The organism is Bacillus sp. M5A3_1b (assembly GCF_053345335.1).
In genome coordinates, this window is the sequence record NZ_JBKEZY010000007.1 from 271,746 (window position 1) to 295,877 (window position 24,132).

The window sequence follows — 24,132 nt, forward strand, 5'->3', positions numbered from 1 at the left end:
TTCGTAAACAGAAAGGATGTTTATATGTTTAACCTTTCAAAACATAAAACTTCTATTAAAACTGAAATTATGGCAGGTATTATTACCTTCTTAACAATGGCATATATCATTGTGGTAAACCCTGTTATCCTTGGGGATGCAGGTGTTCCATTTGAACAAGCATTTACAGCAACAATTATCGCTGCTGTTGTCGGAACATTATTTATGGCAATCTTTACAAACTTACCAATCGCAATCGCACCAGGTATGGGATTAAATGCTTACTTCTCTTACTCTGTTGTAAAAGCTCATGAAGGCATGACTTTCGCAATTGCATTCTCTGCTGTATTCGTAGCAGGTATGATTTTAATTTTGTTATCATTCACATCTTTCCGTACAAAATTAATGGAAGCAATTCCTGAAAACTTAAAACATGCAATTACTGCTGGTATCGGTCTTTTCATCGCCTTTATCGGTTTACGTTTAACAGGTATCGTTACAAAAAACGAAGCAAACTTAGTTGGACTTGGTGATCTTCACTCTGCTCCAGTACTACTAGCATTAGCTGGACTTGGAATTACAATTGTCCTTATGTCTTTAAATGTAAATGGTGCACTATTTATCGGAATGCTATTAACTGGTATTATCGCTTTCTTCACAGGACAATTAACATTCTCAAACGGTGTTACATCAATGCCTGGATTACCAGAAGGAATTATCGTTTCAAATCCAATAACTGCTGTATCTGATGTAATTAACTACGGATTGTATGGCGTTGTATTTTCATTCTTCCTTGTTACATTATTCGATACAACAGGTACATTACTTGGCGTAGCTCAACAAGGTGGATTTATGAAAGATGGAAAGCTTCCAAAAGCTGGACGAGCTCTTCTATCTGACTCATTCTCAGCAACAATCGGTTCTATGTTCGGAACAACACCATCAACAGCTTACATTGAATCATCTGCTGGTGTTGCAGCTGGTGGTCGTACTGGTTTAACAACTGTTACAGTAGCTGTTTTATTCGCACTAGCAGCATTCTTCGGACCATTAGTAAGTGCTGTTTCTGGTGTATCAGCTATTACTGCACCATCATTAATTATCGTTGGTAGTCTTATGATGGGATCAGTTCGCCACATTGATTGGGATGCATTTGATGAAGCATTCCCAGCATTCTTAGTAATATTAAGCATGCCACTTACATCAAGTATCGCAACAGGTATCGCACTTGGATTTATTTCATACCCACTTATGAAAGTCGCAAAAGGTAAATTCCGTTCTGTTCACCCACTTGTGTATGTATTCGGAATCTTGTTCGCTTATCAATTAGTTTTCTTACCACATTAAAATCCCTCATAAAGAGGGATTTTTTCATAAATAAAAAAGTAGAGCATCGAATTCGATGCTCTACTTTCCTTTTGCAACAATCATACGAAAGTCTTCTCCACAGCCTAATTATTATTGTTGCAAGAACGCCTGTAAATCTACAAATTGTCTCTTTGCATCTTCATAGCCTTGCTCATATAAACTTTGTAATTTTGCTGTATCTTTTTCCATACGATCTACTTGAAGCGGCACTTCTGGGCGAATAACAAATAAATTCCCGGCTTGCTCTTCTTTTTCAATGTAGTGAAGTGTTTCATTATATACTTCATAACGATTCAACATCGTGTTCACAAGGTTCGGATATTTTTTATATGCTTTCGCTGCCACCCATCCAAACTTTGACTTTTTCTTCGCGTAACCATGATTTCTCGTTAAAATAACGACTGATTTTTCAAACCCATCTTCCTGTGCTTTACGAACTGGAATTGGATCAGAAATCCCGCCATCTAATAACTGCTTACCACGGTAATTTACTACCGGTGCAATGAAAGGTAATGAACTAGATGCTTGTAATAAATTTAGTGCATCATCATTCGTTCCTTCTTTTTCAAAATAAACAGACTGTCCTGTTTCACAATCTGTTGTTCCCACAAGGAAACGCTCTGGGCTATTAAAGTATGTTTCAAAATCAAACGGTACATGCTTTTCTGGAATTTCATGAAAAATGAAATCCATATCAAATAGCTGACGTTTTTTCCATAAGTTTTTATATGACAAATATTGTGGGTGTGATGCATAATCAATATTGACCGTTTTATTTCTATTTCTTTGTCTGGAAAGATACGACGCTGCATGACAAGCACCAGCTGATACACCAATTACATATGGAAAATATAAATCTTGTTCCATAAAGTATTCTAATATCCCGCCCGTATATACACCACGCATACCGCCGCCTTCTAATACTAACCCCGTATTTTCAAGCATGTTATTCTCTCCTCTTTATATATTGACTCTTTAATTATTCACCATGTTAAGTATCTTTTTCTATTATATATGAGTTTTTTTAGAAATTATATTCAAAAGTCTTGAAATAAAGGAGTTTTTTCTTCCAATTATATTTCCAAATGACCGGAGACATCCTTTATAAACCTTTGAATAAGATCTTGTTCTTCTTTCGTATATCCATCTAAAAGTAATAGCCACTTTTCTTCAGCTTGTTTATGCAATTTATCATGAGCTTTATATATTTCATTTCCGCTTTCCGTTAAGCGGAAGAAAATTTCTTTTTGATTATCTAACATTTGCATCTTCTCAACGAATTGCTTTTGAAACAACTTTGTACAAATTTTAGAGATTGCACCCTTCGTCATTCCCATTTCTGTCGTAATAGCAGTTACATTCATCAGAGCATTTTTTCCGATACACTCGATAACATGTAATTCAGATAAAGACATACCACTTATACCTGTCTCACGAAGAAATTTTTCATTTTGTCCTTTCAAATGTTCTTCTTTTTTATGCAAAAGTGTACGAATGTCCGAAAGTATTTCCATTTGTTTCGTTGCATGATCCAATCCGTTCGCCCCCCCTAAGTTTCTAAAGAAACAATTTAACTATATACCATTTTAAAATCATTTTTTCATATTTACAAGGGAGAAAAACATGTTAAAATAAATTTAGTTTCCTAGGAAACTAAATAACAAGGAGGTTAATATGATGAAAAAATCCAAACTCAATTTCATTTTATATGTTGTCTGTATGAGTGCCTTACTCGGTTCCTTCGCTCAAAATATTTACACACCTATCTTGCCTATGATTCAAGCTTCTTTTCACACTTCTCTTTATCTTGTAAATGTAACAGTTTCACTTTTCACATTCGTTCTTGCAATTATGCAGCTCATATATGGACCTTTAATCGATACAAAAGGGAGAAAATATGTCCTTATCCCTAGTTTAATCATTAGTACAATTGGTTCAATCGGATGTGCTTTTTCGGCGAACGTTTATTTATTTCTATTTTTTAGGGCTGTTCAAGCTATAGGAATAGCAGCTATCCCTGTAGTTGCAGCAACGATTATCGGTGATTTATTTGAAGGAAAAGAGCGCGGAGAAGCGATGAGCCTATATCAAATGTTACTTGCTCTCGCACCTGCAATTGGCCCTCTTATAGGTGGTTATCTCGGCAGTATAAATGGCCATTTATCCGTATTTTTGTTTCTATCTACACTTGGCATTCTCTTATTAATTATAAACATTTCACTACTTCCAGAAACAAAACCAACTGTAATTAAGCAACCGCAAGCAAAAAAGAAGTACTCGTTTATCTTAAAAAATAAAACTGGATTTTCTATTACTCTTATTGGCTTCATTCAATTTTGTATTTACTTTTGCTTCCTCGTTTTTTTACCAAGCATTTTAACAAATTCATTTCACTTAACTGCAAGTAAAATTGGTCTTATATTTGTACCGATGTCCCTTTCTATTATGTTAGGAAGTTATTGCTACAAGCTTTTGCAAAAACGCCTCACAACAAAGCAAGCTTTATTCATCACTAGTTTCTTCAATATTATATGTGTCACTTTATTCTCTTTCACATATAGCATCAATATCTCATTCATCATTATCGTTACATCTTTATACGGTTTTAGTATGGGACTTTCTATGCCAACTCACACTACTTTATTAACGGAAGAATTCGTACAAGAACGCGCAACTGCTATCGGTATGTACAACTTCATCCGCTATCTCGGTATGGGCACAGGGCCAGTTGTAGGTGGATTTCTTGTATTTAATCAAAATTACTTTTGGATTTTCTTCCTAGGTGCAATTACATTTCTATTTATCATTTTATGCGCAATGAAAATGCTACGTTTTCAGGCTGTACAAAAAGCAAAATAGAGACCTATAGATGGTCTCTATTCTAAACTCTTTGATCCGCAACGATATGAATATCAATGTACCTCGTTTCTCTCATAATTTCATTTACAATTGAACCTTTTCGAATTTCTTCCCATCTTGTTCTTGCTGATTGTCCGAGTAAAATTTGCGTTACTTGTAGTCTTTTCGCGACTTCAATAATAACATCCGCTGGCTTTCTTCCTTTTGCCTCTTCTAAAACAAAACTCGCATCGAATTGATTCGTTAGCAACTTCCACTCTTCAATCGTTTGCCTTTTCCCTGCTGAAAGGGACTCTATATTTTCCCTTTCAACATTTAATACATACAATTCAGCATTTAACCGATCCGCCATACGCCAACCTCTTCGTATTAACTTCTCTGCTGTTGAACTGTATTGTACACAAACGAGAATTTTTTCTTTCACACCAATCGGTTCTATAACGGTTTGGCTAATTTTCTCGTCCATATCATCGGCAACTTCCCGAAGTGATAATTCTCTTAGTGCCCCTAAATTATTAAGCGTGAAGAAATTTTGTAAGCTTTGCTCTATTTTTTCTTCCTTATATATCTTCCCGTCTATTAATCTCTTCCTTAATACTTCCGGGGTTGCATCAACGAGCTGAATTTCATTTGCTTTTTGTAAAATAAAATCTGGAATACGTTCTCGCACTTTAACATTCGTAATTTGAGCTACAATGTCATGTACGCTTTCTAAATGTTGAATATTAAACGCTGATAATACGGATATACCAGCGTCTAGCAATTCCTGTACATCCATATAACGTTTCTTATTTTTAGATCCAGGAATATTACTATGCGCAAGTTCATCCACAACAACTACTTGTGGTGCACGTTTTATAATTCCTTCTACATCGAGTTCATAAAATACTTTCCCTTTATAATCTATTTCTTTTAAAGGAACTTTTTCTAAATCAGCAATTGCTTCTTCTGTCTCTTTTCTTCCATGCGTTTCAATTAAACCAATTACAATATCCATACCGTCTTTTTTCATCTCTCTGGCATCAAAGAGCATTTTATAACTTTTTCCTACTCCTGGAGCCGCTCCTACATATAACTTTAACTTCCCACGATTTTGCTGACGAATATATTCTAAATACTCTTCTGGTGTTCGCCTTTGAAAAGTTGGTTTATAGTCATCCGCATACAAAATACTCACAACCTTTCTTTTGAAACAACACTACCTCAATCCGTTAGATTGAGGTAGCACTGTTACTATTTCAGTAATTTCTGTAATTCTAAATTTAACTTTAAAACGTTCACGCGGTTCTCTCCAAATAAGCCAAGTGCCGCACCTTCCGTTTGATCTTTAATCAACTGATTTAACGTTTCTTTCGGAATATTCGTTATTTTCGAGATACGGTCCACCTGTACCGAAGCTGCCTGTGGGCTAATGTCAGGATCAAGCCCTGAACCTGAATTCGTCACTAAATCGATCGGTACTTCTGTCACTGGAACGCTCGGATTTTGTTTCTTCCACTCTTCCATACTTTTTTCTACTCGTTTCTCTAAATCTGGATTAGACGGTGCATAGTTATTTGAACCAGATGCTTCTGCCTTATATTCAATACTTGAAACACGCCCATGAAAATAACGTGGGTCTGTGAAATTTTGACCGATTAATGTAGAACCAATCACTTCGTTTTTATCATTATATATTAGACTTCCATCCGCATTATCCTTCATTACCGCTTGTGCAATACCAGTTACAATAAGCGGGTATACAAGGCCGCACAACACTAAAAATGTAAAAGTAATACGGATGATTGGTGATAGTATACTTTGTTTCTTCTCCATCTTTTTCCCCTCTTCCTTATATGAACAAACCGACAATTATATCAATTACTTTAATTCCAATGAACGGTACAATAACCCCGCCAAGTCCATAAATAAGTAGGTTTCGGCTAAGTAGTGCATTCGAACTCATCGGTTTATATGCGATACCTTTCATCGCTAATGGAATAAGTAACGGAATAATAACTGCATTAAATATTAATGCTGATAAAATCGCTGACAGCGGTGATGTTAGTTTCATAATGTTTAATGCTTCCATTTGCGGAATCGCAAGTGTAAACATTGCTGGAATAATTGCAAAATATTTTGCGATATCATTCGCAATACTAAACGTCGTTAACGCACCACGCGTCATTAACAATTGCTTACCAATCCCTACAACCTCAATAATTTTTGTCGGGTTCGAATCTAAATCAATCATATTCGCTGCTTCTTTCGCAGCTGTCGTACCACTATTCATCGCTAATCCAACGTCAGCCTGCGCTAATGCCGGCGCATCATTTGTACCATCACCCGTCATCGCTACAAGTTTCCCTTTATCTTGCTCTGCTTTAATAACCGCAATTTTATCTTCTGGCTTACACTCAGCAACAAACTCATCTACCCCTGCTTCTTTTGCAATCGTTGCTGCTGTTAACGGGTTATCACCTGTACACATAACCGTTTTAATCCCCATTTGACGCAATTGCTCAAAACGCTCACGCATACCTGGCTTTACTGTATCCTTTAAATAAATTAAACCGTAAATACGATTATCCACTGCAACTACAAGTGGTGTCCCGCCCTCTTTGGAAATGAAATCCGCTTTTTGATTTACATCTTTTGGAATTATTCCACCTTGGGATTGAACCCATTCAATCACGCTACCTACAGCACCTTTTCTCACTTTCGTTCCGTCCTGTAAATCGACACCACTCATTCTCGTTTCTGCTTTAAACGGAACAAACTCACCTTGTTCTGCAATTTCTCGATTATATGATATAGATTTCATTTTTACATATTCTATAACTGATCGACCTTCTGGTGTTTCATCTAAAACTGAACTAATCGCAGCCCATTTTCCTACTTGCTCAATCGTTTCATTTCCTACAGGAAGCAATGTATGAGCCATTCGGTTCCCGAAAGTAATCGTACCTGTTTTATCTAAAATGATTGTATTAATATCACCCGCAGCTTCTACTGCTTTACCCGACATCGCTAACACATTGAACTTTGTCACGCGATCCATCCCGGCAATACCAATTGCTGATAATAAACCACCAATTGTCGTTGGAATTAAACAAACTAACAACGCTACAAGTACAGCTGTATCAATTTGAAACCCTAAATAGTTTGTAAAAATCGGCAACGTCACAACAACGATTAAGAAAATAAGCGTTAAACTCGTTAATACTGTATTTAAAGCAATCTCATTCGGCGTTTTTTGACGAGCAGCTCCTTCTACTAACGAAATCATTTTATCAATAAATGATTCACCAGGATTACTCGTAATGACAATTGTAATCTCATCACTGACGACCATCGTCCCGCCTGTTACGGAACAAAAATCGCCGCCCGCTTCTTTTATTACAGGAGCTGATTCCCCTGTAATCGCAGATTCATCAACAGACGCTAATCCTTTAATTACTTCCCCATCACTCGGAATCATTTCTCCTTGTTTTACAATAACAACGTCATCTTTTCTCAGATCAGTTGCTGAAACTTGAACAATTTCTCCATTTTCTTTTACAACATTTGCAAACACATCTTTCTTCGACTGTTTTAAAGAATCGGCTTGCGCTTTACCGCGACCTTCTGCTAATGCTTCTGCAAAATTCGCAAATAAAACTGTAAATAATAGAATAAGAGAAACTGTTATATTAAACCATCCTGGTACACTACTAGAACTGCTTGGAAGAAAAGATAAAATGAACGTAATGATAAACCCAATTTCCACAACGAACATAATCGGATTCTTTATCATGACTTTCGGATTCAATTTCGCAATGGATTGCTTCATCGCATGTGTTACGATATCACGATCCATCGTTTTCGCTTGTCTAACCTCATCTTCTACAGCATGTATTTGTGAATCATTTACTCTCTTTTCTTTTACTACTACCGGTCTCATCATTTACCCTCCATTACTTCAATGTAAGAAATTCTGCAATTGGGCCGAGTACTAACATCGGGAAGAATGTTAATGCACCGACAATTACAATTGTTCCGATGAAAATGCCGCCAAATAAACTATTATCCGTACGGAACGTTCCGACTGTTTCTGGTACTACCGTCTTTTCTTTCAATGAAGCTGCAACAGCTAGCATCGTAATTAAACTGAAATAGCGCCCTAAAAACATAACTAAGCCAGTTGTAATATTCCAAAACGGTGTATTATCCGCTAACCCTTCAAATCCAGATCCGTTATTCGCAGCTGACGATGTGTATTCATATACCACTTGCGTTAAACCGTGGAAACCAGAATGAGAAATGGCATCCGTTCCTAAACTTGTTGAAAGAGCTAATGCTGAAAACCCTAAAATAAGCAGTGGATGAAATAGTATCGTTACCGCAATTAATTTCATTTCCTTACCTTCAATTTTCTTACCTAAAAACTCTGGTGTCCGTCCAACCATCAATCCAGATATAAAGACTGCGATAATCGCATACATAATAATGTTCACAAAACCTGCCCCAACGCCGCCATACACTGTATTTAACATCATATTTACGAGTGGTACTAACCCGCCAATTGGTGTTAACGTATCATGCATCGTATTAACGGCTCCTGTTTCAGCAGCTGTCGTCACTGTTGCGTATAGGGAAGAAAATACTGTTCCAAATCGTACTTCTTTTCCTTCTGTACTCCCTTGTACATGTTCGATGCCCATTCCATTTAACGCTGGATTCCCATGTAATTCAGATGTAGTAATCGTTATAAATCCTAGTAAAAACACCATGAATAGTGATACGAAAAGGATACGACCTTGTTTTTTATTTCCTACCATTCGTCCGTACGTAAATGGAAGTGCTGTTGGCAATAACATCATAAGCATCATTTGTAAAATATTACTCATTTGCCCTGGATTTTCGAAAGGATGTGTAGAGTTTGCTCCGAAAAATCCACCGCCGTTATTTCCGAGTTCCTTAATGGACACGAATGATGCAACAGGCCCACGTAATATACTTTGCTTTGCCCCATCGATTGTTTGTGCTGTAACGGCCCCGTCTAACGTTTGTGGTACACCAAGTGCGACAAAGACTAGTGCCGCAATAAATGCGATAGGAAGAAATACTCTCGTTAGTGCTCTCGTAAAATCAACGAAAAAGTTACCGAGTTCCTTCCCAGCAAGCCCTCTTATAAACGCCATTACAAGTGCTAACGTCGTTGCTGGTGCTGCAAACATTAAAAATGTAATTCCGATTAATTGTGATAAATAAGATAAACCATTTTCACCGCTATAATGCTGTAAGTTTGTATCAGCCATAAAACTAATTGCTGTATTAAAAGCAAGCGTAGGCTCCATCCCTTCAATGTGTGCTGGATTTAATGGCAATACTCCTTGTAGTCTGAAAATGAAATATACGACAACAATCATAAATCCATTTAATAAAACTAATGACAATGCGTACTGTTTCCACGTTTGATTGTATTCTTTTACACCCGTAATTTTAAAAATAAGTTTTTCAAAAGGCCCGAATACTTTATCTAACTTTTTACTACCTTGAAAGGCTTTCTCTAAATAAATCCCCATTGGCTTTGCCACAAGAATAAACAACAGCATGGTAATAACAACTGCGACCCAAATCATAATGAATGATTCCCCCTAATTAAAACTTTTCTGGATTTAATAATGCATACACTAAGTACACCGTAATTGCTGCAACAATAGCCGATAAGGCAACCGTCATGATTGCTTCCCTTCTTTCACAACTTTATCTGACCAACTTGCAAGACTTACCATCGATGCAACTAACACAACAAAAATCCCGATCATTACAACATCTAACATAGCCACTCCTCTTTTCTGTAAAAATTTACCATCTAATTATCAAAAAAAGAACACTAAGCTCTACTTAGTGTTCGAAATGAACAACACAAAGTAAACCTCCTCTCTAAACGCTTACGAGGTTAGCTGTCGGATTCGGGCCTAAAGAGTAGCCCTACTTTCAAAACTGAAAGATTCACCCCAAGTGACGATGCACAAAATTGGTTCCCCCGCTCCATTTCTGGAACTCAGCGATTTTAGGTTTTTTTGGAAATTTTATGAATAATCTATGAGAGTAAATATACTCCTCTATATTTCACTTGTAAAGAGGCAAATTACTGAAAATAAGAAAATATCCATCTATTTAAACGCTTACATTGAGTATTATTAATATTCTTTCATCTATTTTCTCGTCTTTTCTTTCTTTTTCACAGAAATGATCTTTTAAATACGAAATAAAAAGAGCGAATGACATGAAGTGCATAGCTTGTTGCACTTCGCATTCGCTCTTTTTTCACTCACTATTTATTCCCCTCGTAAAAAAGCACGTAAATTTCTCCCACGAATATAAACTTGTGTCAATTCTGCATGTAGCTGCTCATATTCGATAACATCTGTTTTTAAATATAAAGCATCTTTCGATGGCAATATGATATAGGGCCTTGGAAAAATGGGATCAAGCACCACCAATTCTTGAACTCGCTCTACTGATACCGCCCAACGATTTGCTATATCTCCTAGTAACAACACCTTCATCTTTTTCCCCCGCCCTATTCAAAAAATAAAAAAGAAATATTATCACAATTCGTAAACACGACAAATGTAGCTCCAATTGTTTCATAGAGCCTCGCTGGATATCGTTTATTCCTTGTAACAACAGTAATAGGTGCTTGAAAAGAAAAGTGAATGTGTTCTGTGAAGAAACTAATGATTGGAAGCTCATCCCCTAGTAAAATCACCTTCTTAATACACTCACAAATACTAGTAAAATCTTGCGCCTTACTACAGCTATAAGTCCAATCAAACCCACAATTCCTAACTTCAGCAGCTATCTCTTCATTTGCTGTAAAAATAATTAACTCATGTTGAAATGCTACTAAATCTCTTAAACTATTTACCTTGCTTTCTTCCCCAACACAAATAAGTGTTAGTTCCATGTACCTCATCCTCCTTAGCATAAAAGAAATCCAACATAGATTGATATTCTCCCTATACTAATCAGATCGATGAAGTGATGTATCCATCATGGCACCGTCCTCTCTCAAGACGCTTACGAAGTTAGCTGTCGGATTCGGACTTTGAGAGTAGCCCTACTTTCAAAATTGAAAGATTCACCCCGAGTGACACTGCACAAATTGGTTCCTCCGCTCCACATAATTGGACTCAGCGTATTACAAAAAATATATTCTGGCTGATATATTACTCCTGTAATTGGAAAAAGTAAATAGAAAAAAAGCCAGTTACAAAACTGACTTTCCACTTACTTATACACGCGTTTTATTCACTTTATATGCAAAATGATTCGTCGGCCCATGACCACTTCCAATATTCAAAGGCTCTTCAATTGCTATACTAATAAATCGTTTAGCTTCTTGAACTGCCTGTTCAATCGAGTATCCTTTCGCAAGTCCTGCTGTAACCGCTGAAGCAAATGTACACCCGCTTCCATGCGTTTGCTTTGAAGGAATTCGTTCACTTCTAAATTCAATAAACGTTTTCCCATCAAAGAGTAAATCAATTACTTCATTACCTTGATACTCTGCATGGCCGCCCTTCATAAGCACGTATTTCGCACCTAATTCATGCAATACTTTCGCAGCTTCCTTACTATCTTCAACATTATGAATTTCCATCCCAGTTAACACTTCTGCTTCAGGAACATTCGGCGTTACAACTGTTGCTACTGGTAATAAATGTTCTTTTAATGCTTGTACTGCTTCTTGTTGTAATAATGATGCACCGCCCTTGGCAATCATAACAGGATCTAGTACAATATTATTCCACCCAAACGTATTAATATGTTCTGCTACAATTTGAATAATTTCACTGCTAAATAACATTCCTAGTTTCACAGCATCTGGTGTTAAATCCGTACCAATTGAATTCAGCTGTTCCGTAATACCTTCTAACGGAACTGGATACACTCCTTGAACTCCAAGCGTATTTTGAGCAGTAATTGCCGTAATAGCCGTCATCCCATACACACCAAGCTCTTGGAAGGTTTTTAAATCTGCTTGAATGCCGGCACCGCCTCCACTATCAGATCCTGCAATCGTTAAAGCTTTATTCACTTTCATCCCACTCATCCTTTTCTATCCAAAATAGCGATGATAAATTGTTTTTGCTTCGCTTATATCTTTCGTTCCATGTACAAGTACCCGGCCATCTTTAAAAGCAACTAATCTCTTTTCCTCCACAGAAAATGATAATAAATATGGATTTACATTCAAATCATTCACACGATCTTTCAGCAACTCTTTATATCGTTCAAAATCCATTTCTTCTTTATGAGGTGGTCTAATTTGAACTGTATTTCTCCCGCATAAAACCGCTGTTTTCGATGTATTTTCTTTATTTAAATACGGGTATATTGCATTCTCTCCGCACGAAGGACAATTATGCTTACGAAGCTTTTGCACATTCATACATGAGTATTCATTCTTCCATACATCAAACGACACAAGTCCATCTCGAATTGATTCGTAATCTTCCACTAACAGTTTAAGAGCTTCCGTTACTTGATGAGAAACGACGAGAGATACAGCAGGAGATATAATGCCCGCTGTATCACATGTCGCCCCGCCAAGCGGAATCGATTGTAATAAACAAGATAAACATGGCGTTTTACTAGGAAGAATTGTGTAAGAAAGGCCGTAACTCCCTACACATGCTCCGTAAATCCATGGAATGGAATACTTTTGTGCTATATCATTCACAATAAAACGCGTTTCGAAATTATCAGTTGCGTCAATAATTACATCAACCTTTGTCACGAGTTCTTCTAATTCCTCAGCTGTTACATCTTGAACGAGAGCTTCTACTCTTACTTCACTATTAATTTCTTCTAGACGCTTCTTTGCCGCTACAGCCTTCGGTAGATTATTCTCTACATCGCTCTCTGCATACAATTGTTGCCTGTGTAAATTACTCCAATCGACATAATCTCGGTCAACAATCGTTACTGTGCCAACACCTGCTCTTACAAACATCTCTGCATTTGCACTACCTAATGCACCTGCCCCGATAATGAGTACATGCTTTTCTCTTATCTTTCGTTGCCCCTCTTCTCCAATTGGAGAAAATAATTCTTGGCGAGAATATCGATTATTCAACTACGCTCATTCCTTCTAAAGGACTACTTGCTGTTGCACAACGTTTACGTGCAATACGCCCCGCTTCAAATCCTAATCGTCCTGCTTCAATACTTAACTTCATTGCTTGTGCCATTTTTATTGGATCTTTTGCTCCCGATACAGCAGTATTTAATAACACACCATCCGCTCCTAATTCCATCGCAAATGCCGCATCAGCTGGACTACCGATACCAGCGTCAACGATAACTGGTACTGTCGCTTGTTCAATAATGAAGCTTAAATTTAACGGATTTACAATACCAAGTCCTGAACCGATTGGTGATGCTCCTGGCATAATTGCATGTACACCTAGTTCTTGTAATTTACGTGCTAATACAACATCATCAGATGTGTAAGGAAGTACGATAAATCCTTCTTCTAGTAACATTTCAGATGCCTTTAACGTTTCTACTGGATCAGGTAATAACGTTCTATCATCACCAATAACTTCTACTTTGATCATATCGCAAAGCCCCGAAGCTTTTGCTAATTTTGCAATACGGACAGCTTCTTCAGCATTTTTTGCTCCAGCTGTATTCGGCAATAACTTATATTTTTTCACATCAAGTTTCTCTAATAAATTAGGCTGCTTTGCATCAAATATATCCATACGACGTACTGCGAACGTTAAAACCTCAGCTTCAGATACATCAATTGCCTTTTGCTGTACATCAAAATCAGGGAATTTTCCTGTTCCTAATAAAAGTCTAGAATGAAATGAAAATGGTCCAATGTTTAACATAATCAACCGCCTCCTACGAAAGTTACAATCTCAATTTGGTCTCCATCAAAAACAGATGTATCTGTATGATCATTTTTTTGTAAAATATCTTTATTACGCTCTACTACTACAATTCTGTTATCTAACTCTAAATGTGTAAGTAGCTCAGCCACTGTTTTTACACTCTCTGGCACTTCCATTTGATTACCATTAATTTTTAAATTCAAACTTCCATCCCCTTTCTAAACCGGTTTAGAAAGCAATGAATCTAGCAAGTGATTCTCCTGCTTTCCTTCTATTAAATCAGCTATATACTGACCAGAAACCGGGCTTAATAAAATGCCATTTCGATAATGTCCAGTACAAGCATATAAACCTTTTATTTCTTCATGCTCTCCCATATAAGGAGCTTCGTGATTTGATTGTGGCCTTAATCCTGCCCATGTGCTTTCCCACTCTGCTTCTTTTAAAGCTGGCAATATTGTATAAGCACGCTCTAATATAGAAGTAATACTTTCTGGTTGCACTGTTTTATTAAACGTATGAGGCTTCATCGTTGCTCCAATTACGTAACGTCCACCACGCTTTGGGGCAATGTAAAATCTTTCTTGGAAAATAGGCGCCTTTAAAAGTGGTTTTCTACTTCTTACCGCTACTACTTCTCCTTTAACTGGATATGTACCCCATTCGCGGTGAAAATAACCTAGTAACTTCGTGCTCCATGAACCACCCGCAATCACAACTTTCTCGCATGCTATAATACCTTCGCTCGTCACAATCCCTGTCACTTTATTATTTTCAATACGAATATCGAACACTTCTGTCTGTTCATATATATCAGCACCCGAAATTGATGCGGAATGTGCGAATGCTTTCGTAAGCTCTGGTGCAATAACATGACCATCTTTTGGATAATATACAGCACCTATAATTGACTCAGATAGACACGGCTCTTTCTCTCGTAAAAGGTCTCCCGTTAGAAAGTAAGAATCTTCACCTGTTTTCTGCTGCCAATCCATAATGTGAAGAATTCTTTCCTTCTCATCTTCATTTTGGGCAATGCGATAAATGCCCTTCTCTTCATACCCAATATCGATGCCTGTTTTTTCACGTAAAACTGCTGCAAGTTGTGGAAATATAACACGGCTTTCTCTCGCAAGTTCAAATAGTGGGTCATATGCATCCCATTCCGCCTGAACCCCAAGTAAACCAGCGGCTGCTTTCGAGGCTTCAGATGCAATTCTTTGCTTCTCTATAATCGCTACTTTATGTCCTCTTTCTGCTAGAAAATGTGCAACTGAACTACCGATTACACCACCGCCAATTATCGCTACATCATACTTCTTACACATGTTTTTCCGCCCACTTTCTTATTGATTCCTTATAAGATTTCGCTTTGCTATACGGGTTACTACTACTTATAATCCCAGACATAACAGCAATACCACTGACACCGTTAGTAAGAACATCCCCTGTGTTTTCCGTGGTGATTCCTCCAATTGCTGTAATCGGTATGGATAAACACTTTGCAATGTCTGAAACTTCTTCAAGCCCTCTCGCTGGCACACCTTTTTTACAATCTGTCGGAAATACATGACCATAGACGAGTGAATCCGCTCCATTCTTAAATGCATCGATTGCCTCTTCTAAAGAATGTACAGAATAGCCGACATGCAAATAAGAAAACTTTTCTTTCACTGACCTTACATTTGCGCTTCGATATCCTAGCTGCACGCGCGGAATGTTTAATAAAATAGCGATATCAATTCGATCATTTATCACTATTTTTGATGCCGGAAAGCCTTTCTTCAAAAGACTTTCCACACCTTCATACAAATCCTTCGTACTTTTCTCACGCTCACGAATATGCAAATAGTCAATCTCACTTTCAATTTGCATCGCTACATTCACTAACTCTTCGAATGACATGTGACCATTTGAGATTACATGAAGCTCATTTTTCATATTCATTCGCCTACTTTAAAATATTTTCGAATAACTCATCGGCCGGAACGATTTCTTTCGTCATTCCTTTATCTTTCAGCCATTTATTTTGTTTCTCCCATGACTCTTTTGAATCCGATAAGAATGGTTCATCTTTCGTTTCCATCTTCTCTAATAAAATTTTCATACTTTCTTTTTCAACTTCTGGTACAAGCGGGAAGTTTTCTTTTTCTTGATGATTTAATAAAATATTTAATGCTTCATCCGGATTTTTCTTCATGAAATCATAGCCTTTTTTCGTACCACGTAAGAAGGCTTGCAACGCTTCTTTATCTTTTTTCAACGTTTTATCACCTGTTACAAATACAAGCTCATGATAGTTTGGTACACCGTAATCAGCTGGATTAAAGTATGCTGGTTCATGACCTTCATGACGCATAACAGGTACTTCATGGTTAATATATGCCCCTGTTACCGCATCCACTTTTTTCGTAATTAGTGCCGGTACTAAATCAAAGCCAACATCGACTATTTTCACTGTCTCTGGATTACCACCAGCTTCTTTTACCATCGTTTTTAAATACATCTCACTTAAAGGTGTTCCAGAATAGCCAACTGTTTTCCCCTCTAAATCTTTTGGCGATTGAATGCCTGCTGATTTCAGCGATACAACATGATTTAATGGTGAACGTACGACAGCTCCAATTGATTTCACTGGAATTTGTTCATTTGCTTTTGCCATGACAACGTCTGGCTGATAATATAAGCCAACCGTTACTTTCCCTGCAGCTGCTAAAGTTAATGGATCAGTCGGATTGGAAGGGAATTTAATATTCACCTTTACTCCTTCTTCTTTAAAGTAGCCTTTTTCAATCGCCGCATAAATAAAGCTATGTACCGCATTTGGGTACCAATCAAGCATGACCGTTATTTCTTTTTCTTTTTTATTCTTATCTGATACAGAATTACTAGAACATCCAGTAATCATTGCAACGAATAATGTCAACACAAAGATGCGTTTTAAAAATTTCATGAATACTTCCTCCAACTAATAAATTTCTTTTCTAATACTGAGATAAGTATGACGAAGAAAATAGCTAATAATGATAACAATACAATGGGTGCAAATACACCTGCTCCGTCTAACTGCGTCATCATTCTTTTACTGAAATAACCAAGCCCAGCTTGTGCACCGAGCCATTCACCGATTGCTGCCCCAATTACACTAAGCGGAACTGCAATTTTTAAAGCTGAGAAAAAATAAGGAAGAGCAGACGGCAATTTTAATTTAAGAAAAACATCTTTTTTCGTTGCCCCATACGTAACTAATAGCTCCTCCCATTCTTTTTTCGTACTGCGTAGTCCATCATACGTATTGATCGCAATTGGGAAAAACGTAATTAAAACAGTAACAACAACCTTACTCCAGATCGTATATCCAAACCATAAAACGAAGAGCGGAGCAAGCGCTGTAATCGGAATCGTTTGTGAGGCAACTAATAGTGGATAAAATGCTCTCTCCATCCAATTACTCGCATTCATTAACATCGCTAGCCCTACCCCAAGTACGATAGAAATAGCCACCCCTATTAAAACGACCGATAAGGTTGCCGGCAAATGAACTGTAAATAATATATCTTTTAGTTTCCAGATCTTCATCACAATTGCAGACGGTGACGGTAAAATGTACATTTCGTCTACAATTCTTGCGCCAATTTCCCACATGACAAGTAAAATACTAGAAAGTGTAAGGGCAGGTAATAGCTCCTTCAACCGGTTCATCATACGAGTACCTGCCTTTGTAACATACTAAGAAGCTCATCTTTAAGCGCTAACACTTCAGGCTTATATAAATCTTTTCTTATTCGATTACAATCAAGTGGTACAACCCTCTCGGTTAAAGTAGTTATCGGTTGCTGCTCTACTACTAAAATTCGATTAGAAAGAAACAACGCTTCTTCCACATCATGAGTGATAAATAAAATTGTTTTTTCCCACTCTTTCCATTGTTCAAACAGCCATTCTTGCAAAGATGCCTTCGTTAAAGCGTCCAACGCGCTAAACGGTTCATCTAACAACAATATCTCCCCGCCTGTTAATAAAGTTCGAATAAAAGATACGCGTTGTCTCATACCACCAGATAAATCTTTCGGATATTTTGTCTCATACCCTTGTAAGCCAAATTTATGTAACAGTTCCTTTGCCTTTATTTGTGCTTCTTTCTTCTGTACACCTTGGCACTCTAGCGGTAGGGCAGCATTCTCAATAATCGTTCTCCATGGCAGGAGCATATCTTTTTGGGGCATATACCCTACAGGATGGCTCTTTATTTCTGTCAGCTCTATCTGTCCCGTACTTGCTTCTTCTAAACCTGTAATAAGGCGAAATAGAGTACTTTTGCCGCATCCACTCGGTCCAATAATACTTACAAACTCTTTATCTTGTATAGAAGCATTTAATTCATTGATGATTGGTTTCTCATCATAATGAAAAGAAACATTATGAAACTGTAGTATGTTCTTGCTCCTCAAATCCCCACATCTCCTTACGATAGGACATATCCCAGAATAAATATTCAAATCGACTGGAATATAGGAATATCTCCTCTAATCGATCTAGCTCTTTGTCAGACTTTCCAACTGCCATTTCATTTAATAAATCTATTAACCAAATACAAAGGCTACCGTATTCTTCTGAACTATATCCTTGAATCCACTCACCAAAGAACTCATGATCTCTTGCTCCAGGAATATCGTTTAAACGCTTTCCAATTTCCCAGTAACTCCACATACATGGAAGAAGTGCTGCTATTAATTCCGCAAGTGTGCCATTTTGAGATACAGACATCATGTAATTTGTATAGGCTAAATTTTTAGCAGATGGTTTTGCAGATTCTATCTCCTCTATAGAAATACCAAGTCTTTTTGCATATTGTTTATGGATCGTCATTTCTCCATTTAATATGCCATCAATTTGTTCAGCAAATTTCCCCATTACTTGTGGATTCGTTGCTTTTACAACACCAATCGCATATAGCTTTGCATAATCTAACAAATATAAATAATCTTGAATAATATAATACTGAAACTTATCTTTTTCTAATGTGCCATCTCCCATACCTACTACAAACGGATGATTATGACTCATCTCCCAAACTGGTTGTACAGTTTCTAATAATCTATCGCAAAATTTCATTTCGCTATCCCCTTTCAATTTATATATCTAAATAAAAAACCACTTCTAAATAAGAAGTGGTTACAGCAAATAAAATTATAATTTATTCGTTGTTCCACTTCCCTTCGCTAGTATTACCTAGATCAGGTCTGTAAGGGTTAAGGATTATTCCTCTCTCAGCACAACAAGCACCCCTAGTGGTTTCAATATGAAATTTTCAAACAAAAAAGCCCCGTTTCTATACGCAAAGAAACGGGGACTCATTATTAGTGTCCGAATTGCTTCCCTACGCTAGCATAATCTAGATCAGGTAATGAAAAGGATCAAAGGCTTACGGCCTACTCTCAGCTGGCAACACCAGCTCTCCTAGCAAACTATGAAATTAACACTGTCAGTATAACATCGTAATAAGACATCATCAACTGTTTTAATTTTCCCAATTGTCAACGAAATAACAAAACTATATAATACTTATATTCTATGTTAGAAATTATTATCCTAATTAATTGGATAAAAAGGAATTATTATCCTCGAAAAATTTATTTTTATATTGATTTCATATTACATTTATGTGAATACACCCACTATATTATATCTTTATACTATAATAAAATTACAACTATACAACTAGAGGAGGTCTCTATTATATGAATATGAAAGCTACTGCTTTAACAGCAACTACTGTCGCAATTGCCTCTTTACTTCCTTCTATGGGAGAAACAAATGTACAAACAGCCAACGCTGAACAATTATCTAATGTGAAAACTGGATATGTCAAAGTCGATCAAGTAGCCTTACATACAAAAGATAACGCAAATAGCTCTTCAATTGATACAATTCGCTTTAATACGAAAGTGAACATACTTGAAACAACTAATGGCTGGTATAAAGTATCTGTTAATAATAAAGTAGGTTACGTACAAAAAGATGCTATTCTACTAAAAAACAAACTTCAATCTAATAATCAGTACATCGTTAATGCCAATGCATTAAACGTTCGTTCTGAACCTAATTTAGAATCTTCAATTTTAGATGTATTACCAAATGGGAAATTCGTTACCATTCAAGAAGAACAAGGCGAGTGGTATAAAATTTTACATAATGGCAAAACAGGTTACGTACAAAAAGCATTCGTATCTAATGGTTCACAGCCTTTAGTAAAAGGCATCACAGTTCAAAATAATACGAAATACACAGTTGCAACACCTAAACTTAATGTACGTGGCAACGCTAGTACAAGTAGTGCACTACTTGGTTCATTACAAAATGGTACACAAATACAAGTAGTGGAAACTGTAGGAACTTGGTATAAAATTCGTTTTGGCACAGGATACGGATACGTAGCAAAACATTATGTGATGCAAAATCAATCACAAGCTCAAACGGCTCAAACTACTTCCATTCCAGCAGTTTTCAAATTCCCTACTCAAGGAAGAATTAGCTCAACCTTTGATATACGCTGGGAACAAATGCATTATGGTATAGATATTGCAGCTCAAGGTAATGTCTCAATCCAGGCGGCAGCTGCAGGTAAAGTTGTGAAATCATATTATTCAGCTAGCTATGGCAATGTTGTGTTCATCGCCCATCAAATAAACGGGAAATTATATACGACAGTCTATGCACACATGAAAGATCGCACTGTACAAGCTGGTGATCAAGTACAAGCTGGACAATTAGTAGGTCATATGGGAAACACAGGTCATTCATACGGGCAACATCTTCATTTTGAATTACACAATGGAGAATGGAATTTTGAAAAAACAAATGCAGTAAACCCACTGCCATATTTAGTTAGGTAAATTGTATGCAACGCAATATCAATATACCTCTCTTAATTGAATACTTCGCCTTTTTAGGTTTAATCTGTTGTTTAATCATTTACAATACAAACACTGTATTTTTATCTATTATCATTACTTTTGTTGCTTTAGAAATTATGATGGAATCCTTTCAAGTACAACTAAAACAAAAAATTGCTCATATATATAACGCCATCTTTCTATTAAGTGCCCTAATAACAAATATTATTAGTAATGGTTTTTATTTATCTACCGTATTTCCTGTATTCTTTATGGCTGTTTTATTATTCATAGCTAGATACATTCATGTCCCTAATACAAAAAAACACGAACAAGAAGCTTAGAAAGAGGAGACACTGTGTACCGATCTTTCAAAGATAATCCGATAAAATATATATTGAATTTATACACAAAAATAAATACTTTTTTTGGTATACAAGGAAGTAAAACGGCACAATTTCTCCTTTATGGAATGTTATTTCTCGTCTTAATTGCATTTTCCTTGCTTTACTAATAAAAAAAGGATCTCATATAAACTTGAGATCCTTTTTAATTTATATAGAAAATGCTCTTTATCCGCAAGCATATTTTTCATAAATAAAGCTAAGATTATATTTTTTCTCTAAGCTTATTCTTTGTTCATCATCACACCAATAGAACAGAATATCATGAATTGTTGCATAACGTTTATTTTTAAGAAATAGTTTAAAGAATGATGGTAAACAATCATGTAATTGTATAAATATATAATTGCGTAATATTTCTTCTTTATATTCAATGCCCTTACAAATATACAGCAATTCTTCACAATAATATGCATGTTGTGGAACTTGAATCATTTCGAAAAATGGTACATATGATAATAACTTCCCGATAAAATGATCATATCGATCCATTATTCCTATCGTCATATGCTCCATCATTTCTTTCATTACATATAAATAATCATCTACATGAGTAGTTTTCAATGGGTCTAATCGATCTGAAATTTGAGAAAGTACAGCTCTTTGACAAGCTAACACCGCTTGACTAGGTCCATAATATGATAGGAAGTCTGTACACTTACGATATTTTCGTAATAGGTCATGTGTGTATAAGTCATACACAAACGTATTACAATACATCGCTAGACTCATCATATCACTATTTAATTGCTCTTTTGATAGTAATTTAGCTCTCTTACACATATAAAAGAATGTAAATTCCAATACTTCTTTATGAGATAATAGATGTTTACAATCCTTTATACATTTCTCATTAAATTTAACCCTATCCCAAATTTCTACATCCCCATCAGTCAATTCACCAATACGATATTTAATAATTAAATAGTTTAAAGCAACTGCTTGCGTCAAAAGATCCCACGTTTCATATTCCAATGAAGTGTGAACAAACTCAGCTAGTCCTTGAGTTATCATAAAAGTATTTGCTTCTTCATACCAACCAATCTCTTGGCATAAGCGAAGAATACGTACTAGAGTTGGAATTTCATCTTTATGAAACTGCGGCAAATTTTTTACTTTATCCATTCCATATACGATAAATGCCGCTAAATTTTCTTCTTTATAAAATTCTTTTTCTTTCCACACTAATATAGTTCGTTCTTTCCCTTCACCTTTCGGATGACAAGGTACAAGCAAAGAAAATAATTCAGCGAAATTATTTGGTTCTATATATGTATCTGTAACCAAATTCCAATTTGGATCGCGCTGTACAGCCCTCATATAATTCCCCTTCCCTTTTGTCTACATAGGAAATATTAATCCATTATTACATCATTAACAATGAATATTGTTATATTCGAAATCTTTCATAATACTTATATCTATCAGTATATCATTTTTTCTCTTATTTAAAATTAGGAATGACAAATTTAAATAAACTGTCGAAATTACTAACTGTATACTTATATTATATAATGTCTCAGATACATCATGCTAACATATTAGTTTAATCCATATACTAGAATAATGCATCTGATTTTTATACGTAACTTATCCGACTAATGAAAGACTCTCTTCATTCCAAATGCTCCGAAATTTCACTTAAAGCAAATCCAGCTTGATCATCTGCGGATTCTCTTATAGCTAAATCACCTAGTGCTAGCATCCCAACGAGTTGACCATCCTCAACTACTGGTAATCGTCTAATTTGATACTGTGCCATTAACTCTGTAGCTTTTTCAATAGAATCATCTGGAGAAACTGAAACAATGTTTGTTGTCATTACATTTGTAATTTTATTAGATCCAGGATGTTTCTCAGCAATCCCACGAACAACTAAATCTCGGTCTGTAACAAGCCCAACAACTTGCTCATTTTCAACAACTGGAATCAATCCAATCGATTCTTCTTTCATCTTTACAGCAGCCTCATATACATTGTCTAGCGGTGTACAATGTACAACATGAGTACTCATAAAGTCTCTCACTCGTGTCATTTTTGTCTCCTCCTTTTTATACATACCATAGCTTTTCCTAAATCCCTTTATTTATTTCAGGAAAATCAGTTGATAAAGGAGGATTCCACAAAATAAAAAAGAGTCAGCATATTGCTGACTCTTTTTTTTATGACCCGTACGGGATTCGAACCCGTGTTACCGCCGTGAAAGGGCGGTGTCTTAACCACTTGACCAACGGGCCATGGCTCCGCAGGTAGGACTCGAACCTACGACCGATCGGTTAACAGCCGATAGCTCTACCACTGAGCTACTGCGGAATAATATATGGTGGGCCTAAATGGACTCGAACCATCGACCTCACGCTTATCAGGCGTGCGCTCTAACCAGCTGAGCTATAGGCCCATACACTTTTACAGGGGCAGTAGGAATCGAACCCACACTGGAGGTTTTGGAGACCTCAGTTCTACCTTTAAACTATGCCCCTAAAGGATGCCGACTAGAGGACTTGAACCCCCAACCTACTGATTACAAGTCAGTTGCTCTACCAATTGAGCTAAGTCGGCATAAAAAAATGGTGGCTCGGGACGGAATCGAACCGCCGACACGAGGATTTTCAGTCCTCTGCTCTACCGACTGAGCTACCGAGCCAACATAAATGGCGGTCCCGACCGGGGTCGAACCGGCGATCTCCTGCGTGACAGGCAGGCATGTTAACCACTACACCACGGGACCATTTGGTTGCGGGGACAGGA

Annotated in this window: 26 protein-coding genes, 7 tRNA genes and 4 riboswitches; of the genes, 4 read left to right on the top strand and 29 right to left on the bottom strand. The window is 36.6% G+C overall.

The window, feature by feature from the left end; all coding sequences use genetic code 11:
* Nucleotides 1-24: 24 nt before the first annotated feature.
* Nucleotides 25-1,326, top strand: a complete 1,302-nt coding sequence (locus tag ACLBWW_RS21110) for an NCS2 family permease (protein ID WP_048545779.1) — start codon at nucleotides 25-27, stop codon at nucleotides 1,324-1,326.
* Nucleotides 1,327-1,437: 111 nt separating this feature from the next.
* Here ACLBWW_RS21110 and ACLBWW_RS21115 read toward each other — a convergent pair whose 3' ends face one another.
* Together ACLBWW_RS21115 and ACLBWW_RS21120 are read right to left on the bottom strand one after the other, a co-directional pair.
* Nucleotides 1,438-2,292 (bottom strand): patatin-like phospholipase family protein, encoded by an 855-nt coding sequence (locus ACLBWW_RS21115; protein WP_048545781.1) that lies wholly within the window; start codon nucleotides 2,290-2,292, stop codon nucleotides 1,438-1,440.
* A gap of 128 nt (nucleotides 2,293-2,420) precedes the next feature.
* The gene (locus ACLBWW_RS21120; protein ID WP_048545782.1) at nucleotides 2,421-2,882 is read right to left on the bottom strand and encodes a MarR family transcriptional regulator; all 462 of its coding nucleotides are present in this window, start codon (nucleotides 2,880-2,882) and stop codon (nucleotides 2,421-2,423) included.
* A 142-nt stretch (nucleotides 2,883-3,024) separates the two neighbouring features.
* Here ACLBWW_RS21120 and ACLBWW_RS21125 point away from each other — a divergent pair, with 142 nt between their 5' ends.
* Complete coding sequence (locus ACLBWW_RS21125) at nucleotides 3,025-4,206, top strand: MFS transporter (RefSeq protein ID WP_048545784.1); 1,182 nt, start codon at nucleotides 3,025-3,027, stop codon at nucleotides 4,204-4,206.
* Nucleotides 4,207-4,228: 22 nt separating this feature from the next.
* On the opposite strand, the gene kdpDN is transcribed toward ACLBWW_RS21125, so the two are convergent.
* From kdpDN to tenA, 18 genes are all read right to left on the bottom strand, one after another.
* Nucleotides 4,229-5,383 (bottom strand): KdpD-like non-kinase potassium sensor, encoded by a 1,155-nt coding sequence (kdpDN, locus tag ACLBWW_RS21130; RefSeq protein ID WP_088110144.1) that lies wholly within the window; start codon nucleotides 5,381-5,383, stop codon nucleotides 4,229-4,231.
* A 56-nt stretch (nucleotides 5,384-5,439) separates the two neighbouring features.
* Entirely contained in the window at nucleotides 5,440-6,021 is a 582-nt protein-coding gene (kdpC, locus tag ACLBWW_RS21135; RefSeq protein WP_048545788.1) for a K(+)-transporting ATPase subunit C, read from the bottom strand.
* A 16-nt stretch (nucleotides 6,022-6,037) separates the two neighbouring features.
* Nucleotides 6,038-8,128: a potassium-transporting ATPase subunit KdpB gene (kdpB, locus tag ACLBWW_RS21140; protein ID WP_048545790.1), complete on the bottom strand. Its 2,091-nt coding sequence runs from the start codon at nucleotides 8,126-8,128 to the stop codon at nucleotides 6,038-6,040.
* A gap of 13 nt (nucleotides 8,129-8,141) precedes the next feature.
* Nucleotides 8,142-9,809, bottom strand: coding sequence for a potassium-transporting ATPase subunit KdpA (gene kdpA / locus ACLBWW_RS21145; protein ID WP_048545791.1), 1,668 nt, complete (start codon nucleotides 9,807-9,809; stop codon nucleotides 8,142-8,144).
* 19 nt (nucleotides 9,810-9,828) lie between these two features.
* Nucleotides 9,829-9,909, bottom strand: a complete 81-nt coding sequence (kdpF, locus tag ACLBWW_RS21150) for a K(+)-transporting ATPase subunit F (protein WP_048545792.1) — start codon at nucleotides 9,907-9,909, stop codon at nucleotides 9,829-9,831.
* Nucleotides 9,906-10,010 carry a SipW-dependent-type signal peptide-containing protein gene (locus ACLBWW_RS21155; protein WP_000887892.1) on the bottom strand — a complete coding sequence of 35 codons (105 nt, stop codon included), beginning with the start codon at nucleotides 10,008-10,010 and terminating at the stop codon, nucleotides 9,906-9,908. The genes kdpF and ACLBWW_RS21155 overlap by 4 nt, the downstream gene beginning before the upstream one ends.
* Nucleotides 10,011-10,104: 94 nt before the next feature.
* Nucleotides 10,105-10,250, bottom strand: a riboswitch (cyclic di-AMP (ydaO/yuaA leader).
* Between the two features lie 261 nt (nucleotides 10,251-10,511).
* Complete coding sequence (locus tag ACLBWW_RS21160) at nucleotides 10,512-10,742, bottom strand: hypothetical protein (RefSeq protein WP_048545794.1); 231 nt, start codon at nucleotides 10,740-10,742, stop codon at nucleotides 10,512-10,514.
* Nucleotides 10,743-10,756: 14 nt separating this feature from the next.
* A complete protein-coding gene (locus ACLBWW_RS21165) occupies nucleotides 10,757-11,143 on the bottom strand; it encodes a hypothetical protein (protein ID WP_048545796.1) in 387 nt (128 codons plus the stop codon).
* Between the two features lie 94 nt (nucleotides 11,144-11,237).
* Nucleotides 11,238-11,385, bottom strand: a riboswitch (cyclic di-AMP (ydaO/yuaA leader).
* Between the two features lie 85 nt (nucleotides 11,386-11,470).
* Nucleotides 11,471-12,292: a bifunctional hydroxymethylpyrimidine kinase/phosphomethylpyrimidine kinase gene (thiD, locus tag ACLBWW_RS21170; protein ID WP_095205734.1), complete on the bottom strand. Its 822-nt coding sequence runs from the start codon at nucleotides 12,290-12,292 to the stop codon at nucleotides 11,471-11,473.
* Nucleotides 12,293-12,298: 6 nt separating this feature from the next.
* On the bottom strand, nucleotides 12,299-13,318 hold the full coding sequence (gene thiF, locus ACLBWW_RS21175; protein WP_048545799.1) for a thiazole biosynthesis adenylyltransferase ThiF: 1,020 nt from the start codon (nucleotides 13,316-13,318) through the stop codon (nucleotides 12,299-12,301).
* Nucleotides 13,311-14,081 (bottom strand): thiazole synthase, encoded by a 771-nt coding sequence (thiG, locus tag ACLBWW_RS21180; protein WP_000931990.1) that lies wholly within the window; start codon nucleotides 14,079-14,081, stop codon nucleotides 13,311-13,313. The genes thiF and thiG overlap by 8 nt, the downstream gene beginning before the upstream one ends.
* A 2-nt stretch (nucleotides 14,082-14,083) precedes the next feature.
* Entirely contained in the window at nucleotides 14,084-14,287 is a 204-nt protein-coding gene (gene thiS, locus ACLBWW_RS21185; protein ID WP_048545801.1) for a sulfur carrier protein ThiS, read from the bottom strand.
* 15 nt (nucleotides 14,288-14,302) lie between these two features.
* Complete coding sequence (gene thiO, locus ACLBWW_RS21190; RefSeq protein ID WP_098132444.1) at nucleotides 14,303-15,412, bottom strand: glycine oxidase ThiO; 1,110 nt, start codon at nucleotides 15,410-15,412, stop codon at nucleotides 14,303-14,305.
* Nucleotides 15,405-16,025 carry a thiazole tautomerase TenI gene (tenI, locus tag ACLBWW_RS21195; protein ID WP_048545810.1) on the bottom strand — a complete coding sequence of 207 codons (621 nt, stop codon included), beginning with the start codon at nucleotides 16,023-16,025 and terminating at the stop codon, nucleotides 15,405-15,407. Before tenI ends, thiO begins: the two co-directional genes overlap by 8 nt.
* Nucleotides 16,026-16,035: 10 nt before the next feature.
* Nucleotides 16,036-17,037 carry an ABC transporter substrate-binding protein gene (locus ACLBWW_RS21200; RefSeq protein ID WP_048545812.1) on the bottom strand — a complete coding sequence of 334 codons (1,002 nt, stop codon included), beginning with the start codon at nucleotides 17,035-17,037 and terminating at the stop codon, nucleotides 16,036-16,038.
* Nucleotides 17,034-17,786: an ABC transporter permease gene (locus ACLBWW_RS21205; protein ID WP_048545840.1), complete on the bottom strand. Its 753-nt coding sequence runs from the start codon at nucleotides 17,784-17,786 to the stop codon at nucleotides 17,034-17,036. Before ACLBWW_RS21205 ends, ACLBWW_RS21200 begins: the two co-directional genes overlap by 4 nt.
* Nucleotides 17,786-18,535: an ABC transporter ATP-binding protein gene (locus ACLBWW_RS21210; protein ID WP_048545814.1), complete on the bottom strand. Its 750-nt coding sequence runs from the start codon at nucleotides 18,533-18,535 to the stop codon at nucleotides 17,786-17,788. The genes ACLBWW_RS21205 and ACLBWW_RS21210 overlap by 1 nt, the downstream gene beginning before the upstream one ends.
* On the bottom strand, nucleotides 18,504-19,199 hold the full coding sequence (gene tenA, locus ACLBWW_RS21215; RefSeq protein WP_000666832.1) for a thiaminase II: 696 nt from the start codon (nucleotides 19,197-19,199) through the stop codon (nucleotides 18,504-18,506). Before tenA ends, ACLBWW_RS21210 begins: the two co-directional genes overlap by 32 nt.
* Before the next feature lie 82 nt (nucleotides 19,200-19,281).
* A riboswitch (TPP riboswitch) is annotated at nucleotides 19,282-19,384 on the bottom strand.
* Between the two features lie 60 nt (nucleotides 19,385-19,444).
* A riboswitch (TPP riboswitch) is annotated at nucleotides 19,445-19,556 on the bottom strand.
* Between the two features lie 269 nt (nucleotides 19,557-19,825).
* Here tenA and ACLBWW_RS21220 point away from each other — a divergent pair.
* Both ACLBWW_RS21220 and ACLBWW_RS21225 read left to right on the top strand, forming a co-directional pair.
* Nucleotides 19,826-20,980 (top strand): SH3 domain-containing protein, encoded by a 1,155-nt coding sequence (locus ACLBWW_RS21220; protein WP_048545817.1) that lies wholly within the window; start codon nucleotides 19,826-19,828, stop codon nucleotides 20,978-20,980.
* Between the two features lie 5 nt (nucleotides 20,981-20,985).
* Nucleotides 20,986-21,324, top strand: coding sequence for a hypothetical protein (locus tag ACLBWW_RS21225; RefSeq protein WP_048545818.1), 339 nt, complete (start codon nucleotides 20,986-20,988; stop codon nucleotides 21,322-21,324).
* 228 nt (nucleotides 21,325-21,552) lie between these two features.
* On the opposite strand, the gene ACLBWW_RS21230 is transcribed toward ACLBWW_RS21225, so the two are convergent.
* The 9 genes from ACLBWW_RS21230 to ACLBWW_RS21270 all read right to left on the bottom strand — a co-directional run bounded on the left by ACLBWW_RS21230 (nucleotide 21,553) and on the right by ACLBWW_RS21270 (nucleotide 24,112).
* The gene (locus ACLBWW_RS21230) at nucleotides 21,553-22,704 is read right to left on the bottom strand and encodes a DUF3965 domain-containing protein (protein WP_048545822.1); all 1,152 of its coding nucleotides are present in this window, start codon (nucleotides 22,702-22,704) and stop codon (nucleotides 21,553-21,555) included.
* A gap of 295 nt (nucleotides 22,705-22,999) precedes the next feature.
* Nucleotides 23,000-23,419, bottom strand: coding sequence for a CBS domain-containing protein (locus ACLBWW_RS21235; RefSeq protein ID WP_048545823.1), 420 nt, complete (start codon nucleotides 23,417-23,419; stop codon nucleotides 23,000-23,002).
* A 130-nt stretch (nucleotides 23,420-23,549) separates the two neighbouring features.
* Nucleotides 23,550-23,621, bottom strand: a tRNA-Glu gene (locus tag ACLBWW_RS21240).
* A 1-nt stretch (nucleotide 23,622) separates the two neighbouring features.
* Nucleotides 23,623-23,697, bottom strand: a tRNA-Asn gene (locus ACLBWW_RS21245).
* Nucleotides 23,698-23,705: 8 nt separating this feature from the next.
* Nucleotides 23,706-23,782: transfer RNA gene (locus ACLBWW_RS21250), tRNA-Ile, on the bottom strand.
* Between the two features lie 11 nt (nucleotides 23,783-23,793).
* Nucleotides 23,794-23,864 (bottom strand) — tRNA-Trp (locus ACLBWW_RS21255).
* 6 nt (nucleotides 23,865-23,870) lie between these two features.
* Nucleotides 23,871-23,943: transfer RNA gene (locus ACLBWW_RS21260), tRNA-Thr, on the bottom strand.
* 9 nt (nucleotides 23,944-23,952) lie between these two features.
* Nucleotides 23,953-24,028: transfer RNA gene (locus ACLBWW_RS21265), tRNA-Phe, on the bottom strand.
* Between the two features lie 8 nt (nucleotides 24,029-24,036).
* Nucleotides 24,037-24,112: transfer RNA gene (locus ACLBWW_RS21270), tRNA-Asp, on the bottom strand.
* Nucleotides 24,113-24,132 lie beyond the last annotated feature (20 nt).

Coding starts and splice junctions, on each gene's coding strand:
- ACLBWW_RS21200 (WP_048545812.1), bottom strand. CDS start 17,037: ATGAAATTTTTAAAACGCATCTTTGTGTTGACATTATTCGTTGCAATG.
- ACLBWW_RS21205 (WP_048545840.1), bottom strand. CDS start 17,786: ATGAACCGGTTGAAGGAGCTATTACCTGCCCTTACACTTTCTAGTATT.
- ACLBWW_RS21235 (WP_048545823.1), bottom strand. CDS start 23,419: ATGACACGAGTGAGAGACTTTATGAGTACTCATGTTGTACATTGTACA.
- kdpF (WP_048545792.1), bottom strand. CDS start 9,909: ATGACGGTTGCCTTATCGGCTATTGTTGCAGCAATTACGGTGTACTTA.
- ACLBWW_RS21125 (WP_048545784.1), top strand. CDS start 3,025: ATGAAAAAATCCAAACTCAATTTCATTTTATATGTTGTCTGTATGAGT.
- ACLBWW_RS21220 (WP_048545817.1), top strand. CDS start 19,826: ATGAATATGAAAGCTACTGCTTTAACAGCAACTACTGTCGCAATTGCC.
- ACLBWW_RS21155 (WP_000887892.1), bottom strand. CDS start 10,010: ATGTTAGATGTTGTAATGATCGGGATTTTTGTTGTGTTAGTTGCATCG.
- thiO (WP_098132444.1), bottom strand. CDS start 15,412: ATGTGTAAGAAGTATGATGTAGCGATAATTGGCGGTGGTGTAATCGGT.
- kdpB (WP_048545790.1), bottom strand. CDS start 8,128: ATGAGACCGGTAGTAGTAAAAGAAAAGAGAGTAAATGATTCACAAATA.
- ACLBWW_RS21230 (WP_048545822.1), bottom strand. CDS start 22,704: ATGAGGGCTGTACAGCGCGATCCAAATTGGAATTTGGTTACAGATACA.
- ACLBWW_RS21115 (WP_048545781.1), bottom strand. CDS start 2,292: ATGCTTGAAAATACGGGGTTAGTATTAGAAGGCGGCGGTATGCGTGGT.
- ACLBWW_RS21165 (WP_048545796.1), bottom strand. CDS start 11,143: ATGGAACTAACACTTATTTGTGTTGGGGAAGAAAGCAAGGTAAATAGT.
- kdpC (WP_048545788.1), bottom strand. CDS start 6,021: ATGGAGAAGAAACAAAGTATACTATCACCAATCATCCGTATTACTTTT.
- thiD (WP_095205734.1), bottom strand. CDS start 12,292: ATGAGTGGGATGAAAGTGAATAAAGCTTTAACGATTGCAGGATCTGAT.
- ACLBWW_RS21225 (WP_048545818.1), top strand. CDS start 20,986: ATGCAACGCAATATCAATATACCTCTCTTAATTGAATACTTCGCCTTT.
- tenI (WP_048545810.1), bottom strand. CDS start 16,025: ATGAAAAATGAGCTTCATGTAATCTCAAATGGTCACATGTCATTCGAA.
- thiG (WP_000931990.1), bottom strand. CDS start 14,081: ATGTTAAACATTGGACCATTTTCATTTCATTCTAGACTTTTATTAGGA.
- kdpA (WP_048545791.1), bottom strand. CDS start 9,809: ATGATTTGGGTCGCAGTTGTTATTACCATGCTGTTGTTTATTCTTGTG.
- tenA (WP_000666832.1), bottom strand. CDS start 19,199: ATGAAATTTTGCGATAGATTATTAGAAACTGTACAACCAGTTTGGGAG.
- ACLBWW_RS21110 (WP_048545779.1), top strand. CDS start 25: ATGTTTAACCTTTCAAAACATAAAACTTCTATTAAAACTGAAATTATG.
- ACLBWW_RS21160 (WP_048545794.1), bottom strand. CDS start 10,742: ATGAAGGTGTTGTTACTAGGAGATATAGCAAATCGTTGGGCGGTATCA.